Genomic DNA, 14785 nt, shown 5'->3' on the forward strand with positions numbered 1-14785 from the left:
ACGAAAATCCTAATTTAGAAACAGTCCCTAGCCTTCCTGGCACTTCTTCTTGAGAGTCTCAGCCACGGTTTTGCCCAGCTCATGGCAGGCGCGGAATACGTCCTTGTCCGGAGCCCAGTTGCACTTCACGGGATCGGCGGGCATGTCCATATTCATAGCGGCCAGCTGTTCCTGGAGATATTTGGGCGCTTCGCCCGACCAGCCGTAGGAGCCGAAGGCGCCGCCCACGCGGTTGAGCGGCCGCAGCCCCTTCATATAGGTGAGCTGCGCGGCCACCAAAGGCAGCACCGTGTTGTTGTGAGTCGGCGAACCGGCCAGCACGGCTCCGCAGTCGGCCAGTTCGGTCATCACCGCGCTGTGGTGGTTGTGCTTCACGGACATGATCCGCGTGGGCACGCCGTTTTCCTCCAGGCCGCTGCATGCGGCATAGGCCATGCGCTCCGTGGACTGCCACATGGTGTCGTAGAAAATCAGGGCGCGCTGCTGCGGCTTCTGCTCGGCCAGGTTGCGGTACATGTCGATGATGAAGCGCACGGCCTTCTCGCCCCGGTGGATCAGGCCGTGGTCCGGAGCGATCATGTCGATGTCCAGCTTTTCCACCACGGGCAGGGTTTTGAGCACCATGGGGGAATAGGGCAGTATGATGTTGTAGAAATATTCCTTGATCCGCTTCACGAATTCGCCGTCGTCCCCGAAATCGTCCGCGAAACGGGCGCTGCTGGCGATGTTCTGGCCGAAGATGTCGTTGCTGATCAGCAGTTTTTCCTCGGGAATGTAGGAAACCATGCTGTCCGGCCAGTGCAGCATGCGGGTTTCCTGAAAGACGATGTTGCGGCTGCCGATGTTCAGGATGTCGCCGCTTTTCACGGCCTGCACGGGCCAGTTCTTGCCCGCGAAATACCCGGCCATGGACTTGAGCCCGGCCTGGGAGACGAAGATTTTTTCCGGCTTGACCCGCTCCACCACTTCGGCCAGGGAGCCCGAATGGTCCAGTTCGATGTGGTTGCAGACGATGTAATCCACTTTTTCGGGCGCCAGGGTCTTGGCCAGACGGCAGAGCAGCGTGCCCGCGCAGCCGGGAGCCACAGTGTCTATGAGCACATTTTTCTGGTCTTTGATCAGATAGGCGTTGTAGGTGGAACCGTCCGGCGAGCGGGAATAGCCGTGAAAGTCGCGGTGATCGTAATCAACGCAGCCCACCCAGAAAATGTCTTTTTTGATTTCAACAGGTTGCATGTCAATTCTCCAGAAAGTGCAAAGTGGAAGGGAAATTCCCCGTCATTAAAAGCCCCGCCCCGCCGGCGGACCGGCAAGGCGGGGAAAGACGGAAATACAAACCGCAATCAGAACTTAGGCGGGATTGAACTGGTCCTTGCTCACGCCGCACACCGGGCAGACCCAGTCGTCGGGAAGCTGATCGAAAGGCACGTTGTCATGTTCCGCCGGGTCATATTCATAGCCGCAAACGCTACAGACGTATTTCTGCATGGATATTCTCCTTTTTTCGATCCGCGCGCACGGGCCGCGCGGTTATGCTTGCCGAAATTAGAGCAATTTTATTTTGAAATGCTCTAGTTCTCAGCCTTCCACAGCCCGTGCAGATTGCAGTATTCACGGGCGGTCACCTTGGCGGCGTCGATTTCGAAGAAGGCTTCGGGCGCGTCGCCGGGCTTGAGGAATTTGGTGTAGCTTCTGCCGTCGGCCAGCAGCTCAATCCACTCAATGTAATGCTTTTCTTCCATGGGATGGGCCATGCTGCCCACCTTGACCTTGTAGCCGCCGTCCACTTTTTCGATCACCGGCACGTGTTTCTCCAACGCGCCGTCGGTGGAACCTTCCTTCATGAGCTTCATGGGCTCGCCACAGCAGACGAGTTCAGCGCCGCCGCCGTGCAGAACTTCAACAATATTGCCGCAATGGGTGCATTTATAAATTTCCAACTGGTTGGGCATAATAATCCTCACTATGTCATAAAAAACTATGAAGGCATCGGCCTCTCGGGACTCGGATGCCCGGCCCGCAAACGGGGCGGATTTGCAAACACACCGGCGGGCCGGACCCGCTGGAAGGCCTTTCGGCGTTGCGGCCGGGCCGGATGCGCCGACCTGCCGTTCACCGAAATTCCGATACAGATTTTGGGCTAAAAACGGTTTTTTGTAAAGGTCTTTTACGGGTAATAAGAATATTTCTTACTTGTGGGCGTCTTCAGGCGCCGGAACCGTGTTGGCCGACGCCGGATCAGCATGCGCCGGGGAGGGAGAGCTTTCATCCGGTCCCGCGGCCGCTTCCGCAGGAGGTTGGCCGGGAGTCCGGGCTGTGGGGGAGTCGGCGGTTTGAGCGGGCTTTGTGTCGGGCGCCGGGGCGGTTGTGGTGGGGGTTGCTTTGCGGCGCGCGCCCAGCACGTTGGGCAGAGTGGCCTTGAGATTGCCGGTCACCAGAAAAGAGACGGCGTGGCGTCCGGCCAGCTCACGCCGGAGCGAGGCGGAACGCACCAGCAGGCCGGCCTGGGCCCCGCCTTCCACATACATGACGGTGCGCACGTCCAGCGGCAGGTGCAGGAGCTGCTGGGCAAAGGCGTAGGCCTCCACGGGTTCGCGGCAGTGCAGGAAGAGAATTTGGCCGTCGCCGTCCTGGGCCACGGCGGAAATGGAGTAGAGAGGGCCGCCCGGAGCCCAGAGAATGCGCCGTTCGGCATTAATCATCCGGTAATTCTGGACCACCAGGCCGTAGTGGTCGATGCGCTGCCGCCAGTCGGGGCTGTCACGATCCAGGATGGCCGCCGGGGGCAGATTCGGGCTGTCGGGCCGGGCTACGAAAAAGGCCCCGAAGCGCTGGACCAGACGCTTGTTGTTGACGTGTCCGCCCTGGCGCATGTAGCCGGTGCTGGTGCTGCCGTCGGGCAGATACATGCTGGCGTTGATGGCCGCCGTAAGATCGTATTGCTCGCCCCAGTCGCTCAGGGCGCGGGCCGGGCGGCCGTCCTGCGAGCTGGCGCAGAGTATGAAGTCGAACCGGGCGGGGTCAATGCGCAGGGCCGTGAGCCGCGCTTCGCTGTCGTTGAGCTGAAATTCGCCGAAGGCCAAGCCGGGTTCCAATTGCGTCCAGGCCGGGCGGCCGTCCCGGTCCACGCCCTGTTGGCCGGGGACCGGCGCGGGCGGAGGCATGTTGCCGTTTGCACCGTTGCCTGCTTCGGCTTCGCCGTTGCCGGGCGCATTGTCCGCAGCTTCCGGAAGTGCGGCCTGACCGGCCGTGAAATCGGGTGACCCGTTGTCCGCAAGGCCAGCCGCCGGAACGGACGAGGACAGGAACAGCAGCCAGCAGAGCAGGGTCAGGCCGCGCACGGGCGCAAACCAGAGCCGGGCGCGGGGGCGGGCGTGCTGTGGCGCGCGGCACGGCACCAGGGGGGAATGATCCGAAACGCTGTCATCACAGCGGGTTATCTTTGACCGTAAAGGCACGTACATGGTTTTCCCTTACGACCAAGTCCGGTCTTTGGCAAGACGGAGCACATCGGCGGGAAGACGGGAAACAGAGGGCGGCATTGACATATCAGCTTATCTTGATATACACATAATTAAGTTGCTCAACGACACGCAAGCGGCCTGCGGGCCCGATGTCTACTTTGAAAAATAAGACACACAAACCCGTAAGGGTTGCGCGCCGCCGCGGGCGGCGTGGCATCCCGCCAGGCCCCGGCCAAGGAGCGGAACATGCAGATAGGCACGCTGATTCAAGCCGCCAAAGCGCCTTTTTTCTCCCTGGAATTTTTTCCTCCTTCGGACGAGGCCCAGCTGCCGGGCTTTTACGCCACAGTGGAACAGCTGCGCGCCCTTGATCCGCTCTTTGTGTCTGTGACCTACGGCGCCGGGGGCGCGCGGCAGCACAGCACCCTGGCCGTCACGGCCGAGCTGGCTAGGCGCGGTTTCACCACCATGGCCCATCTGACCTGCGTGGGGGCCGAACCCGGGAACATCGCGGCTTTCCTCAAGGAGTTGCGCGCCGCCGGTGTGGACAATGTGCTGGCTCTGCGCGGCGACCCGCCCAAAACAGGCAACTGGGACTGGAAACAGAGCTATTTTCAGCATGCCGCCGACCTGGTGGCCTTCACGCGCGAGCATGAACCGGACATGGGCATCGGCGTGGCCGCCTATCCCGCGCCGCACCCCGAATCCCGCTCCTTTGCCCTGGACCGCCGGTACACGGAGGAAAAACTGCGCGCCGGGGCGGGCTTTGCCGTGAGCCAGCTTTTTTTTGACGTGCGCGAGTATGAAGCCCTGGTGGAAGATCTGCGCGCCAAAGGGCTGAATGTGCCGGTGGTGCCGGGAATTCTGCCCATTCAGAGTTTCGATTCCCTGCGCCGGGTGCTCTCGCTGTGCGGGGCCAATATCCCGGGCAAGCTCTATCTCAGCCTGGAGGAAGCCCACCGCAAGGGCGGGGCCGAGGCCGTGCGCGACGCGGGCCTGGATTTCGCCGTGCGCCAGATCTGTCAGTTGCTGGAGTGCGGCGCGCCGGGCATCCACCTGTATACCCTGAACAAGGGTGATCTCTGCCTGCAGATCGCCGAGGAAGTGGGCGGCATGTAGCACGGCGCGCGCGGGCAAGCTGCGCCAGGGGCATTCTATTTTCCGCCTGTTGTTTTATTCTGCCCTCTGGGCATTAGAGCGTTTTGATATTGAAAATATCTCAACGCGCTGTGCGGATTTTCCATGAAAATCCGCACAGCGAAATTATCGCAAGGCGAATTTACTTCGCCGTTAAGCGATAATTTCAAGCGCAAAATGCTCCAGGGGTTCCCGCTTCGTTGCCGTTTTGGCCGCCGGCGCGGGCAGGGGCCGGGTGGCCTGCGCGGCCCCCCAGGCCCCTTGCAACCCCTTCCCCCCGCGTGGCCTACGAGGGCAGAGCGGCCTGTGCTGCGGGAGCTTCCTTCGCTACGCTCAGGTGATCTCCCTCCGCGCCGCGCCATTGCGTTACGGCTACAGCGGGGCAGGGGAGGCATGGGGGCGGCCCAAACGCCGGGAGGCGTAAAACCACTGTGGCCGCAGGGTTCGGAATACCTCATCACATACGACAAGCCCACTAAAACAATAGAAAGGTAACCTGCTATAAATACAAAATAACTCTGTCTACGGACGGAGAACGGAATGACCCTGACGCCGCGCCGCGCGTGTTGACCCTCCCCCGCCGCCGGAGATATATGCTGCGGCATGCCTATTGAAAAAAATCATCGCCGCCTGCTGCTGGCCGTCTGTACGGCGCTGTTCTTCATGCCGTTCATGATGGCCGGGGTCAACGCCGTTCTGCCGCCCCTGGGCGAGAGCCTGCGGGCCAGCGCCCGCCAGCTCGGCCTGGTGGGGGCCTTCTATTCCCTGGGGCTGGCGGTGTTCCAGCTGGCGTCGGGCAGCCTGGGCGACATCTGCGGCCGCCGCCGCGTCTTCCTCTGGGGCATGGGCGTCTTCGCCCTGGCCGGGGCTCTGCTCGGTTTTGTGGATTCCGCGCCGCTGTTTCTGGTTTTGCGCTTTGTGCAGGGCGTGGGCGGTGCCATGTTCAACGCCAGCGGCCTGGCCCTGCTGGCCTCGGCCGCGCCTCCGGGCCAACGCGCCAGCTATCTGGGCTTCAGCGGAGCGGCGGTCTATGCCGGTATTGCCTGCGGTCCGCCCGTGGCCGGATTCATCGCGGGCTGGCTGGGTTGGCGCTGGTTGTTCTGGGGCAATGCCCTGGCCGCCGCCGGGGCGTTTCTGCTCATGAAGTACTGCGTCAAGCTGGAATGGCGCACGGCCGAGGGCCAGCCCTTTGACTGGTGGGGGTGCATCATTTACGGCTGCGCCATGGCCGCCCTGACCTTCGGCGCGTCGGAACTGGCGGAAAGCCCGGTTCTGGCCTGGGGCCTGCTGGCGTCCTTCGCGCTTCTGCTGGCCGTATTCTGCCTGCTGGAGCTGAAAAGCCGCTATCCTCTGCTGGACATCCGCCTGCTGGCCCGCAACCGGGTCTTCGCCCTGTCCTCGCTGGCGGCCTTTGTCAATTACAGCTCCTTTTTCGGCATGCTGTTTTTTTTCAGCCTCTATCTGCAGGTGGGGCGCGGCATGAGCGTACAGGAGGCCGGTTTCTTCCTAGCGCTGCAATCCGTGGTGCAGGCCCTTACCACGCCGCTGGCCGCGCGCCTCTGCAATGCCTGGAATCCCGGCTATGTCAGCGCCGTGGGCGTGGCTCTGTGCGGCCTGGGGCTCACGGCGGCGGCCTTCCTGCAACTGGACTCGCCCCTGAGTCTGCTGCTGGGGGCGCAATGCCTGCTGGGCGTGGGCATCAGCCTGTTCGCCCTGCCCAACACCACCATCATTCTGGAAAGCGCCGGGCCGGACCACGTGGGCCAGGCCTCCGGACTCACCGGGGCCGTGCGCACCGGCGGCCAGCTCTGCAATATGGTGGTCATCACCCTGACCCTGAGTCTTTTCCTGGGCCAGGAGGCCGTGAGCATAGCCAATATCGACGGTTTTCTGCGCAGCATGCGCACGGACCTGATCATTTTCGGCCTGCTCAACCTGCTGGCCGTGGGCTTTGTCCTGGCGCGCAACCGGCAATAAGGCGGGGTGGATGCCCGCCGGTCGCGCCGGGAAACCGTTCTGTACCGCCAGGGCCCCGGCATCAGCGGATGCCGACAGACCCTGGCCGCAACCGGCAGGAGTCGCTATGCCTTCATCAACAGAGACCGGCGGGCCGGACCTGCGCATCGGCATTTTTTTCGACGGTACGGGCAATCATAAGGATCTGCGCGCAACTGCGGCCCGGCCCACCAATATCGCCGCCCTGTACGATCTTTATGCCACGGACGGCCAAAGCGTGTTCGCGGCCTATGTGCCGGGCATCGGCGTGTATGATTCCGCGGGCAATCTGCGCGGCGATCCCCTCTCTCTGGCCACGGGACTGGGCAAGTCCGGCGGCTATGCCCGCATGGCCGACGCGGCGGAAGGCCTGCTGGCGGTCTTTCAGCGGGTCTGGCCTTTCCCGCCCGCGCGGATCGTGCTGGATGTCTTCGGTTTCAGCCGGGGCGCGGCCCTGGCCCGGCACTTCGTCAACGCGGTGTTGCTGGCCGGTCTGCCGGACCCCCGCCGCCCCATGGACGCAAGCGCGGTGCCCCGTCCCATCCGTCCCAACCTTCGGGTCATCCGGAACCAGGGCTACGGTCGTCTGGACTGCCCGCTGGAGATCGGTTTTCTGGGCCTGTTCGATACTGTGGGGTCCTTCGGCCTACCCGGCAATGCCGACGAAGGCGATTTCGACGTGACCCTGGGACCGGAAATCGTGGCCCGGACCCTGCACCTGACCGCCGCCAACGAGTACCGCCGGAATTTTCCCCTGCGTTCCATTTACGACGGCGCACCCAATACCGGCAATGAGGCGGCCTGCCCCGGCGCGCACGGGGATGTGGGCGGGGGCTATGCGCCGCCCGGCGCGGCAAATCCGGAACATATCCTTGTGGGCGCGGCGGAGGTCAGCGCCCGACGCGGCGGCGGATCCACCGTGTATGTCTTTCCGGACACGCCCCCGGAACTGGAAGCCCTGTTCCGGCGCATACTGGCTCCCTGGCACGGCAGGTCCCCGGCCGCTCTGGCCCGGGAGGCCCTGGATAAGCACGGCCTGGTGCTGCGCCGCGCTCCGCAGGCGGCCAGTGAGGGCGACGAGATATTGCGGGTGCGGTTTTTCGTGCCCAAGCGCACGCGGGAGACGCTCGGCCTCGTGCCGTTGCGCTGCATGCGGGACAGTGCCGCGCGCCACGGCGTGCCCTTCCGGGAGCTTGACCCGGAGCGGGAGGGAGAAGCCTCGCGGGTTGCGGCGGCGCGGGCGGGAGACCCCCTTGCTTTCTGGCGGGACTATATCCATCTTTCCGCCGTGGCGGACACCCGCTACAGCCGCTGTTTCAGCCTGTCCGCCGACGGGCGGGTGATATTGCGGCCCGGCCTGACGGAGGCGGATCTGCCCAAAACACGACATATCGCGGACGGCATTTTTCTTGTGGACGGTCCGGCGGCAAGCGGCAGGCGAGTCATCTTCGATAACGGACGAAAAAAGTAAGAAATTTAATTCAATGTATTTCCATAGGTTATCTGAAAAAATGGCGTTATGACGCCAAAAAGCGTAAAAAAGTCTAAAGTTTCACGGTGGAAGGCCGAAAACACCAACAGGGACGGAAAATATCATGGCCGATACGACCACCGCGCAAATGCGCATCATGCTGCAAGGCTATGAGCAGCAGTTGCTGGCGGCCCGTCGGCTGGCCCGTTTCCGCGTGCGGCGGCGTCTGGCCGAAGGGCTGGAGCCGCGGGACCCCGACCCGTCCGTCAAACGCCGCGCCTATGTGGAAAAAGTGGCGCAGGAATTGTTTGACAGCCTGATCTTCACCGGCAGCGACAATCCCGTGGTGGAGGAAATCCGCCGGGAACTGGGCAAGGCCGTGGGACAGGAGGTGCAGTTCACCTACCCGCCGGGCGGCAGGCTCTGCATCGTGGGCCAGGGCCCCGAGGGGCCGCGTCCCCTGAGTGAAGAGGAACAGCGCCGCACGCGGCATGTTCTCTGGCGCATCACGCGCCAAAAGGTTGACCAGAGCATGTTGGAAAAGCCGTCCGGGCAATAGGGGGACATGCGCCCCGTGCCGGACGCGAGCGGAGCCGGCGTCGAGAAGCTGTGAGGCGTAAGGACGCCTGCTCTGGATTGGAGAAAAAGGATATGGAAATTCAGACCAATACAAACCCGTTACTGGATCCCTACGCTACCGGCCTGGAAAAAAGCGGCGAGGCCCGCGCCCGGGCCAGAACGGAAAGCCAGTCCGACGGAGAGCGGGGCGACACGGTGAGCGTCTCCCAGGACGCTCTGCTGCTGACCGAGGCCCGCCGCACCGCGCAGAATACGCCGGACGTGCGCGCCGACAAGGTGGAATCTCTGCGCATCCAGGTAGCCAACGGCACCTACCAGCCGGACAGCCGCCTCATCGCGGCCGGACTGGTCCGGGAGGAGCCGGGCCTCTTCCGAATATAGGCAACGTGTCTCCGTCCCGTCCGCGTCGTCTATTCGGCGACGGGCGTATGCACGATGTTTTTTCGCCGCTTCCCGTAAGGGGGGGCGGCTTTTTTCATCTGAAACATTTAACTTTGAACTGCTCCGGGCATGCTTCCTGCATAAAGGTTTACGCCGGTTCTCCGGCAAGGAGCATGCGCCATGAAATTGACGATCACCCGCCATTACGCCCTCTGGCTGGCCGTAGCGGCCCTGCTGCTCTGCTGGGCCCTGCCCGCCCAGGCGGTACGCATCAAGGATATCGCCACCTTTTCCGGAGTGCGCGACAACCAGCTCATCGGCTACGGCCTGGTGGTGGGTTTGGCGGGCACCGGCGACAAAAAGGATTCCGTCTTCACCCTCAGTTCCATGAAAAACATGATGGACCGGATGGGCATCGGCGTGAATTCCTCGGCCCTGAAAATCAAGAACGTGGCCTCGGTCATGGTCACGGCGCGCATGCCGGTCTCCTCCAAGCCGGGCAGCCGCCTGGACGTGACCGTCTCCTCGGTGGGCGACGCCACTTCCCTGCTGGGCGGCGTGCTGTTGCAGACCGCGCTCAAGGGCGTGGACGGCAAGACCTACTGCCTGGCCCAGGGGGCGTTGACCGTGGGCGGCTTTTCCGTCACCGGAGCGGCGGCCAGCACCCAGAAAAATGTCAATACCGTGGGCCTGATCCCCGGCGGCGGCATTGTGGAGCGGGGCATCCCCTTTGAGTTCAACCAGCAGGACAAGCTGACCCTGAACATGCGCGTGGGGGATTTTTCCACGGCCCAGCAGATCGCCGAGCGTCTCAACGCGGCCATGGGCGGCCCTTACGCCCGTGCCGTGGACGCCATGAGCGTGAGCGTGGACGTGCCCCCCCAGTACAAGAGCAATCTCGTGCCCCTGATGGCCTCGGTGGAGAACCTGGAAGTAACCCCGGACACCGCCGCCAAGGTGGTGGTGGATGAAAAGACCGGCACTGTGGTATTGGGCCGGGACGTGCGCATTTCGCGCGCGGCCGTGGCTCACGGCAACCTGCAGATCACCGTCCAGGAAAGCCAGCAGGTTTCGCAGCCCGGTCCCTTTTCCCAGGGCCAGACCGTGGTCACGCCCCAGACCGACATCAACGTGCGTGAGGAAAACCGCCGCCTGGTCATGGTGGAAGGGGCCACCCTGCAGGAACTGGTGGACGGCCTGAATGCCATCGGGGCCACGCCCCGCGATCTGATTTCCATTTTGCGCAGCCTGCAGGTGTCGGGCTCGCTGCATGCGGAGCTGGAGGTGATCTGAGATGACCGCGCCCCTCAATGCCGTCCCGGCCGCGATCCCGCCGGAAAGCGCCCGCAACGAAGGTTCCCGCCGCGAACTCCAGGCCAAGCTCGCCGGTCTGGGCGATCTCGGCGGAAAAAAGATTTCGCCTGAGGCCAAGGCCAAGAAGCTGCGCGAAGCCTGTGAGGGTTTCGAGTCGGTTTTCATCCAGAAAATGTGGCAGGAAATGCGCAATACCCTGCCCAAGAACGGCCTTCTGCATGGCCGCGATGAGCAGTACTGGCAGGACATGTATGATCAGGAATTGTCCAAAAGCATGACCTCGGCCGGCGGCATCGGCCTGGCGGACATGATGTACGAGCAGCTTTCGCGCAATCTGGTGTCGGCCAGCCGAGGCACCGCCGGATCGGGTCGCGGCGCGTCCTTTACGCCCACGGCGGCCCCGCTGCTGCAGGCGGCGCCGAAAACTCCGGAAGTTACGGCGGTTGCGGACGCGCCGCCAGCGGCCCCTGCCGCCCCTGCCGCCCAGGCTGCGGGCCGCAGGGATGCCGTGCCCTCCGTCTATGACGGCGCGGCTCCGCAGAGCGGCGCCATGGACCGGCAAGCCGCCGCGTCCCAGGTGGCTGCCTCTGCCGACAACGGCGCGGACGCGCGCAGCGGGACAGAAGCCCTGAGTAATCCTGAAGTGGAACGGGCTTTGGCCGCCCTGCGGGCGCAGCAGGCCCTGGCCCCGCCCGCGCAGGGACGGGTGGAAGCCGTGCCCGCCGGACAGGGCGTGAGGCGGCAGGAAGCGTCTTACGGCCTGGAACTGGCGCAGATGGCCCAGCGTGAGGCCGGGGACAAGCTCGGCCCGCGTGCCGTGCGGCCTCCATTGCGGCATCCGGCGCGGCCCGACGGGGCCCTGCTTCAGAACGCGGCCTTTACTCAGGCCGCGCCGTCGGCGCAAAGCATGAGCCAGTCGGCCATGCCTGCGGGAACGCCCACGGCCGTGCAGGCGGCCATGTCTTTTGCGGGAGCCATCCCCGGCGCGCCTTTGGCGTCGGCGGCGCAGCCGGGGGTAATGCCCGCGCCGCAGACTCAGGGCCAGGGGCGGAATCCGGCGCAGGCCGCCGAGGCCGCGCCGCCAACCCGCACAGTGCGCTACACCACCAATATTCCACAGAAAGGCCGCAGGCGCGGCCAGGAGCTGATCCGCACCCTGAACACGGACGGCACCGGGCCGGGCAGCCGCGCGGGCGCGGGCCTGGCCGCCTATCATGCCGCCCAGATCCAGGCGCAGCCCCAACCCGCCCAGGACGCTGCCCAAAGCTCCGTTCAGAATTCCGTCCGGACTGTCGCCCCGGCTGGCGCGCAGGCGGCGAATCCGGCACAGGTTCAGGCCGCCGCACAGCCCGCGCCGCACGCCGGAGACCAGGCCGTGCCGCCGCTGACCGCACGTTCGGCGGAGGGCCGGAGCGCATCAGACAACGGCGCGGCGGATTCCTTTGCCATCCCGCCGCTGACGGCCGGGGATCTGCGCGGCTAGTGAAATTGTTCTCATTTGAAAGGTGAGACGCATGCAACCCTGCGGGCTTTGCGGCGTCCAGGCCGCCGTGAGTCAGCGAAGCCCCATGTTTTTTTGCTGTGCGATCTTCACGCCCAATCGACAGGCAAGGCGTGACATCTCACTCGAAACGTTGATTCAGGTATGACCGTTTAAAAGGGCATGGATTTTGCTTGATCAGGATCAGGCGGCAGTTTCTGCCCGGCGCGCGGTATGCCGCCCGCAGGCGGCTCCCTGATCGTCAAGGCCAAGCGAGGCAGTATGTACCAGAGAATTAAGGAAAGTTTATCCCGCCAGGACAAGGCGCTCGCGCTGTTGCGCGATCTGCTGGAAGAGGAATACCACATCCTGCTGGCGCGCGACACGGACGGCGTGGTGGCGCAGGAATTTTCCGTCCAGGAGCTGATCCGTCAGCTGGCCGTGGAAAAGACCACGGTCATCAAGGCGCTGGACGGCGTGCGCGTGACGGAATACGCCCGCTCGCTGCCCCAGGAGCGGGGCGAGGCCCTGCTGGCGTTGTTCCGCTCCGTGGATCAGGGCGAGCAGGAGGTTTCACGCCAGGCCTCGCGCAACGCCCAGCTTTCCCTGGCGCTGCTGGACCAGAGCAGCCGCACGTTGCAGGCCCTGACCGGCAGGGCTATGCCTCCCAGAGCCGAAACCTACGGACGCAGGGGCGGCATGCGCCCTGAAATGCATCCCCAGGCGGCCATTATTTCCGGGAGGCTCTAAACCATGCTCTATGGTCTGCTCAACATCGGCCAGTCGGCCCTCAACGCCTCCCAGGCCTGGATCTCGGTCACCGGCAACAACCTTGCCAATGCGGATACCGAAGGCTACTCGCGCCAGTATGTGGACCAGCGCGACGCCGGCGGCCTGACGGCCAAGCCGGGCGCGCAGGGGCTGGGGGTCAACGCCCAGCAGATCATGCGTTTCTTCGACTCGTTCCTGGAGCGGTCCTACGTGCGCCAGGCCACCAATTCCGCGCGTTGGGACGAGCAGGACACCATCATGACCTCGCTGGAGAATATCTTCAACGAGTCCAACCGGGCGGGCCTCAGCTCTTCCCTGAACAAATTCTTCACCGCCTGGCAGGATCTGGCCCTGCGCCCGGAGGACGCGGCCACCCGCGAGAGCCTGCTTTCCTATGCCGACAACCTCAGCGACATGTTCGGCAGCACTATGGACGGCATCAAGGCCATCCAGAAGGAGATGGACGTTTCCATCGGCCAGACCGTGGACCGCGTCAATGATATCTCCAAGGCCATTGCGGATCTCAACCGGCAGATCACGTCCAACACCGTGGACGGCGTGAGCAATCCCAACAGCCTGCTGGACAAGCGCGATCAGTTGGTGCGCGAGCTGGCCTCCCTGGCGGACGTGGAGACCATCGACAACGGCAAGGGCAATTTCCGGGTGCAGCTGAGCAACGGCCAGCCCCTGGTGGACGGGCAGAACAGTTATGAGCTGAAGATCATGGGCCCGCAGGCCGAAAACCGGCTCTCGGTCAATTCCCCCTATAAGGGCTCTGTGCAGTTTGACGGCGCGGACAGCCATGAATACACGGTGGAGATCGTCAACGGCGGCAATGCGGGCGACGTGCCACCGCCGCAGTTCCGCGTTTCCCTGGACGGCGGCAAGACCTGGCTGCGCGACGACGACGGCAAGGAGCTGCATTACGACATTACGGACAGCGACGGCGACGGCACGACCGACCAGGTGCTGGTCAAGAATCTGAAAATTGCCTTCAGCGCGGCGGACAATTTCCACGCCGGAGACAAATTCGACATCATGCCCAAGGACGGCCTGTACTGGATCGAACCCACGCGCGGCCCGGAAAACATCACCCCGCAGATCGGCTTTGACGGCACGGACAACCTCAGCCGCCTCACCGGCGGCAAGCTGGCCGCGTACTACAATATCCGCGACGACAACTGCGGCCGCTACATGGACGAGCTGAACGCCGTGGCCTCTTCCCTGATCTGGGAAGTGAACCGCATCCACAGCCAGGGCTCGGGCCTGAGCATGCTGGATTACGCGCAGGGCCAGCAGCGCGTGGAAGATATCACCAAGGCCCTAGGCTCGGCCCAGGCTATCTTGCCCTTCTCGGACAAGCTACAGGCAGGCAACGTCAATTTTCATTTCTACGACAAGACCACCGGCGAGTACAACTCCTCCGGCATGCTGGATTTTGATCCGGCCACGCCGGGCATTCAGAATTTCGACCCCGACAAGCACAGCCTGGAAGACGTGCGCGACGCCATCAACAATATGGTGGACGCCGACGGCAACCCCATCGCGCCGCCGCCGCTCAACGCCAGCATCCAGGACGGCAAGCTGATCATTGAAACCAATCCCGCCGCCGATGTGACCTTCGGCATGGGCGCGGATTCCACGGGCCTTATGGCGGCCCTGGGCATCAATACCTTTTTCAGCGGGGACAGTGCGGACAATCTGGCCGTCAACAGCCAGGTGCACAGCAATGCCAACCTCATCGCCTCGGGCCAGGTTAACGGCCAGCATCAGGCCAATGCGGGCGACAACGTCACGGCCACGGCCATCGGCAAGCTGGCCGACAAGAAAATCACCATTTCCACCCTCTGGAAGACGGTGGATAATCAGAGCATTTCCGAATATTACGCCAACCTGGTCACCACCGTGGGCTCGGACCGGCGGCTTTCCAAGACCAATTCCGAGTACCATTCCGCCCTGACCAACGATCTGGCTGAGCGCACGGCTTCGGTGTCGGGCGTGAACATGGACGAAGAAATGAGCAATCTGATCAAATTTCAGCACTCCTACACGGCGGCGGCCAAACTGATCACCACCGCCGATCAGATGCTGCAGACCCTGCTCGGGCTCAAGCAGTAGGGCAAGGGCATTTCAGGCCTGACATGCCCGCGAGGATTTGCAAGCGAATCCTCCCCCTCAACTATGTCTTTTAAG

The 14785-nt window shown here is 63.6% G+C and carries 13 protein-coding genes; 9 read left to right on the top strand and 4 right to left on the bottom strand.

The features are described from left to right. Positions 1 to 27: 27 nt before the first annotated feature. The 4 genes from HMPREF1022_RS08735 to HMPREF1022_RS08750 form a co-directional block, all read right to left on the bottom strand. Complete coding sequence (locus tag HMPREF1022_RS08735; RefSeq protein WP_008682201.1) at positions 28 to 1236, bottom strand: FprA family A-type flavoprotein; 1209 nt, start codon at positions 1234 to 1236, stop codon at positions 28 to 30. A gap of 114 nt (positions 1237 to 1350) precedes the next feature. Beyond that, entirely contained in the window at positions 1351 to 1488 is a 138-nt protein-coding gene (locus tag HMPREF1022_RS08740) for a rubredoxin (RefSeq protein WP_009302824.1), read from the bottom strand. Positions 1489 to 1571: 83 nt separating this feature from the next. Next, a complete protein-coding gene (locus HMPREF1022_RS08745) occupies positions 1572 to 1952 on the bottom strand; it encodes a desulfoferrodoxin (protein ID WP_008682199.1) in 381 nt (126 codons plus the stop codon). Positions 1953 to 2189: 237 nt separating this feature from the next. Continuing rightward, positions 2190 to 3464, bottom strand: coding sequence for a phosphodiester glycosidase family protein (locus HMPREF1022_RS08750; RefSeq protein ID WP_008682197.1), 1275 nt, complete (start codon positions 3462 to 3464; stop codon positions 2190 to 2192). 246 nt (positions 3465 to 3710) lie between these two features. On the opposite strand from HMPREF1022_RS08750, the gene HMPREF1022_RS08755 reads away from it, so the two are divergent. The 9 genes from HMPREF1022_RS08755 (at position 3711) to flgK (ending at position 14710) form a co-directional block, all read left to right on the top strand. Further along, positions 3711 to 4583 carry a methylenetetrahydrofolate reductase gene (locus HMPREF1022_RS08755; RefSeq protein ID WP_009302825.1) on the top strand — a complete coding sequence of 291 codons (873 nt, stop codon included), beginning with the start codon at positions 3711 to 3713 and terminating at the stop codon, positions 4581 to 4583. A 621-nt stretch (positions 4584 to 5204) separates the two neighbouring features. After that, positions 5205 to 6578, top strand: a complete 1374-nt coding sequence (locus tag HMPREF1022_RS08760; RefSeq protein ID WP_009302826.1) for an MFS transporter — start codon at positions 5205 to 5207, stop codon at positions 6576 to 6578. Positions 6579 to 6684: 106 nt separating this feature from the next. Further along, a complete protein-coding gene (locus HMPREF1022_RS08765) occupies positions 6685 to 8067 on the top strand; it encodes a phospholipase effector Tle1 domain-containing protein (protein WP_009302827.1) in 1383 nt (460 codons plus the stop codon). 124 nt (positions 8068 to 8191) lie between these two features. Then, positions 8192 to 8626: a DVU0524 family FlgM-associated protein gene (locus tag HMPREF1022_RS08770; RefSeq protein ID WP_008682061.1), complete on the top strand. Its 435-nt coding sequence runs from the start codon at positions 8192 to 8194 to the stop codon at positions 8624 to 8626. A gap of 92 nt (positions 8627 to 8718) precedes the next feature. Next, positions 8719 to 9027, top strand: a complete 309-nt coding sequence (gene flgM, locus HMPREF1022_RS08775; protein ID WP_009302828.1) for a flagellar biosynthesis anti-sigma factor FlgM — start codon at positions 8719 to 8721, stop codon at positions 9025 to 9027. A gap of 180 nt (positions 9028 to 9207) precedes the next feature. Next, a complete protein-coding gene (locus tag HMPREF1022_RS08780) occupies positions 9208 to 10320 on the top strand; it encodes a flagellar basal body P-ring protein FlgI (protein WP_008682057.1) in 1113 nt (370 codons plus the stop codon). 1 nt (position 10321) lies between these two features. Beyond that, entirely contained in the window at positions 10322 to 11824 is a 1503-nt protein-coding gene (locus HMPREF1022_RS08785) for a rod-binding protein (RefSeq protein ID WP_009302829.1), read from the top strand. 231 nt (positions 11825 to 12055) lie between these two features. Further along, positions 12056 to 12571, top strand: coding sequence for a flagellar protein FlgN (locus tag HMPREF1022_RS08790; protein ID WP_009302830.1), 516 nt, complete (start codon positions 12056 to 12058; stop codon positions 12569 to 12571). A 3-nt stretch (positions 12572 to 12574) separates the two neighbouring features. After that, on the top strand, positions 12575 to 14710 hold the full coding sequence (gene flgK, locus HMPREF1022_RS08795) for a flagellar hook-associated protein FlgK (RefSeq protein WP_009302831.1): 2136 nt from the start codon (positions 12575 to 12577) through the stop codon (positions 14708 to 14710). Positions 14711 to 14785 lie beyond the last annotated feature (75 nt).

The sequence above is a fragment of the Desulfovibrio sp. 6_1_46AFAA genome (assembly GCF_000224635.1).
GTDB lineage: Bacteria > Desulfobacterota > Desulfovibrionia > Desulfovibrionales > Desulfovibrionaceae > Desulfovibrio > Desulfovibrio fairfieldensis.

Bases quoted from the DNA above. Each gene is read 5' to 3' on its own strand.
- HMPREF1022_RS08735 (WP_008682201.1), bottom strand. From the start codon at position 1,236: ATGCAACCTGTTGAAATCAAAAAAGACATTTTCTGGGTGGGCTGCGTT.
- HMPREF1022_RS08740 (WP_009302824.1), bottom strand. From the start codon at position 1,488: ATGCAGAAATACGTCTGTAGCGTTTGCGGCTATGAATATGACCCGGCG.
- HMPREF1022_RS08745 (WP_008682199.1), bottom strand. From the start codon at position 1,952: ATGCCCAACCAGTTGGAAATTTATAAATGCACCCATTGCGGCAATATT.
- HMPREF1022_RS08750 (WP_008682197.1), bottom strand. From the start codon at position 3,464: ATGTACGTGCCTTTACGGTCAAAGATAACCCGCTGTGATGACAGCGTT.
- HMPREF1022_RS08755 (WP_009302825.1), top strand. From the start codon at position 3,711: ATGCAGATAGGCACGCTGATTCAAGCCGCCAAAGCGCCTTTTTTCTCC.
- HMPREF1022_RS08760 (WP_009302826.1), top strand. From the start codon at position 5,205: ATGCCTATTGAAAAAAATCATCGCCGCCTGCTGCTGGCCGTCTGTACG.
- HMPREF1022_RS08765 (WP_009302827.1), top strand. From the start codon at position 6,685: ATGCCTTCATCAACAGAGACCGGCGGGCCGGACCTGCGCATCGGCATT.
- HMPREF1022_RS08770 (WP_008682061.1), top strand. From the start codon at position 8,192: ATGGCCGATACGACCACCGCGCAAATGCGCATCATGCTGCAAGGCTAT.
- flgM (WP_009302828.1), top strand. From the start codon at position 8,719: ATGGAAATTCAGACCAATACAAACCCGTTACTGGATCCCTACGCTACC.
- HMPREF1022_RS08780 (WP_008682057.1), top strand. From the start codon at position 9,208: ATGAAATTGACGATCACCCGCCATTACGCCCTCTGGCTGGCCGTAGCG.
- HMPREF1022_RS08785 (WP_009302829.1), top strand. From the start codon at position 10,322: ATGACCGCGCCCCTCAATGCCGTCCCGGCCGCGATCCCGCCGGAAAGC.
- HMPREF1022_RS08790 (WP_009302830.1), top strand. From the start codon at position 12,056: ATGCCGCCCGCAGGCGGCTCCCTGATCGTCAAGGCCAAGCGAGGCAGT.
- flgK (WP_009302831.1), top strand. From the start codon at position 12,575: ATGCTCTATGGTCTGCTCAACATCGGCCAGTCGGCCCTCAACGCCTCC.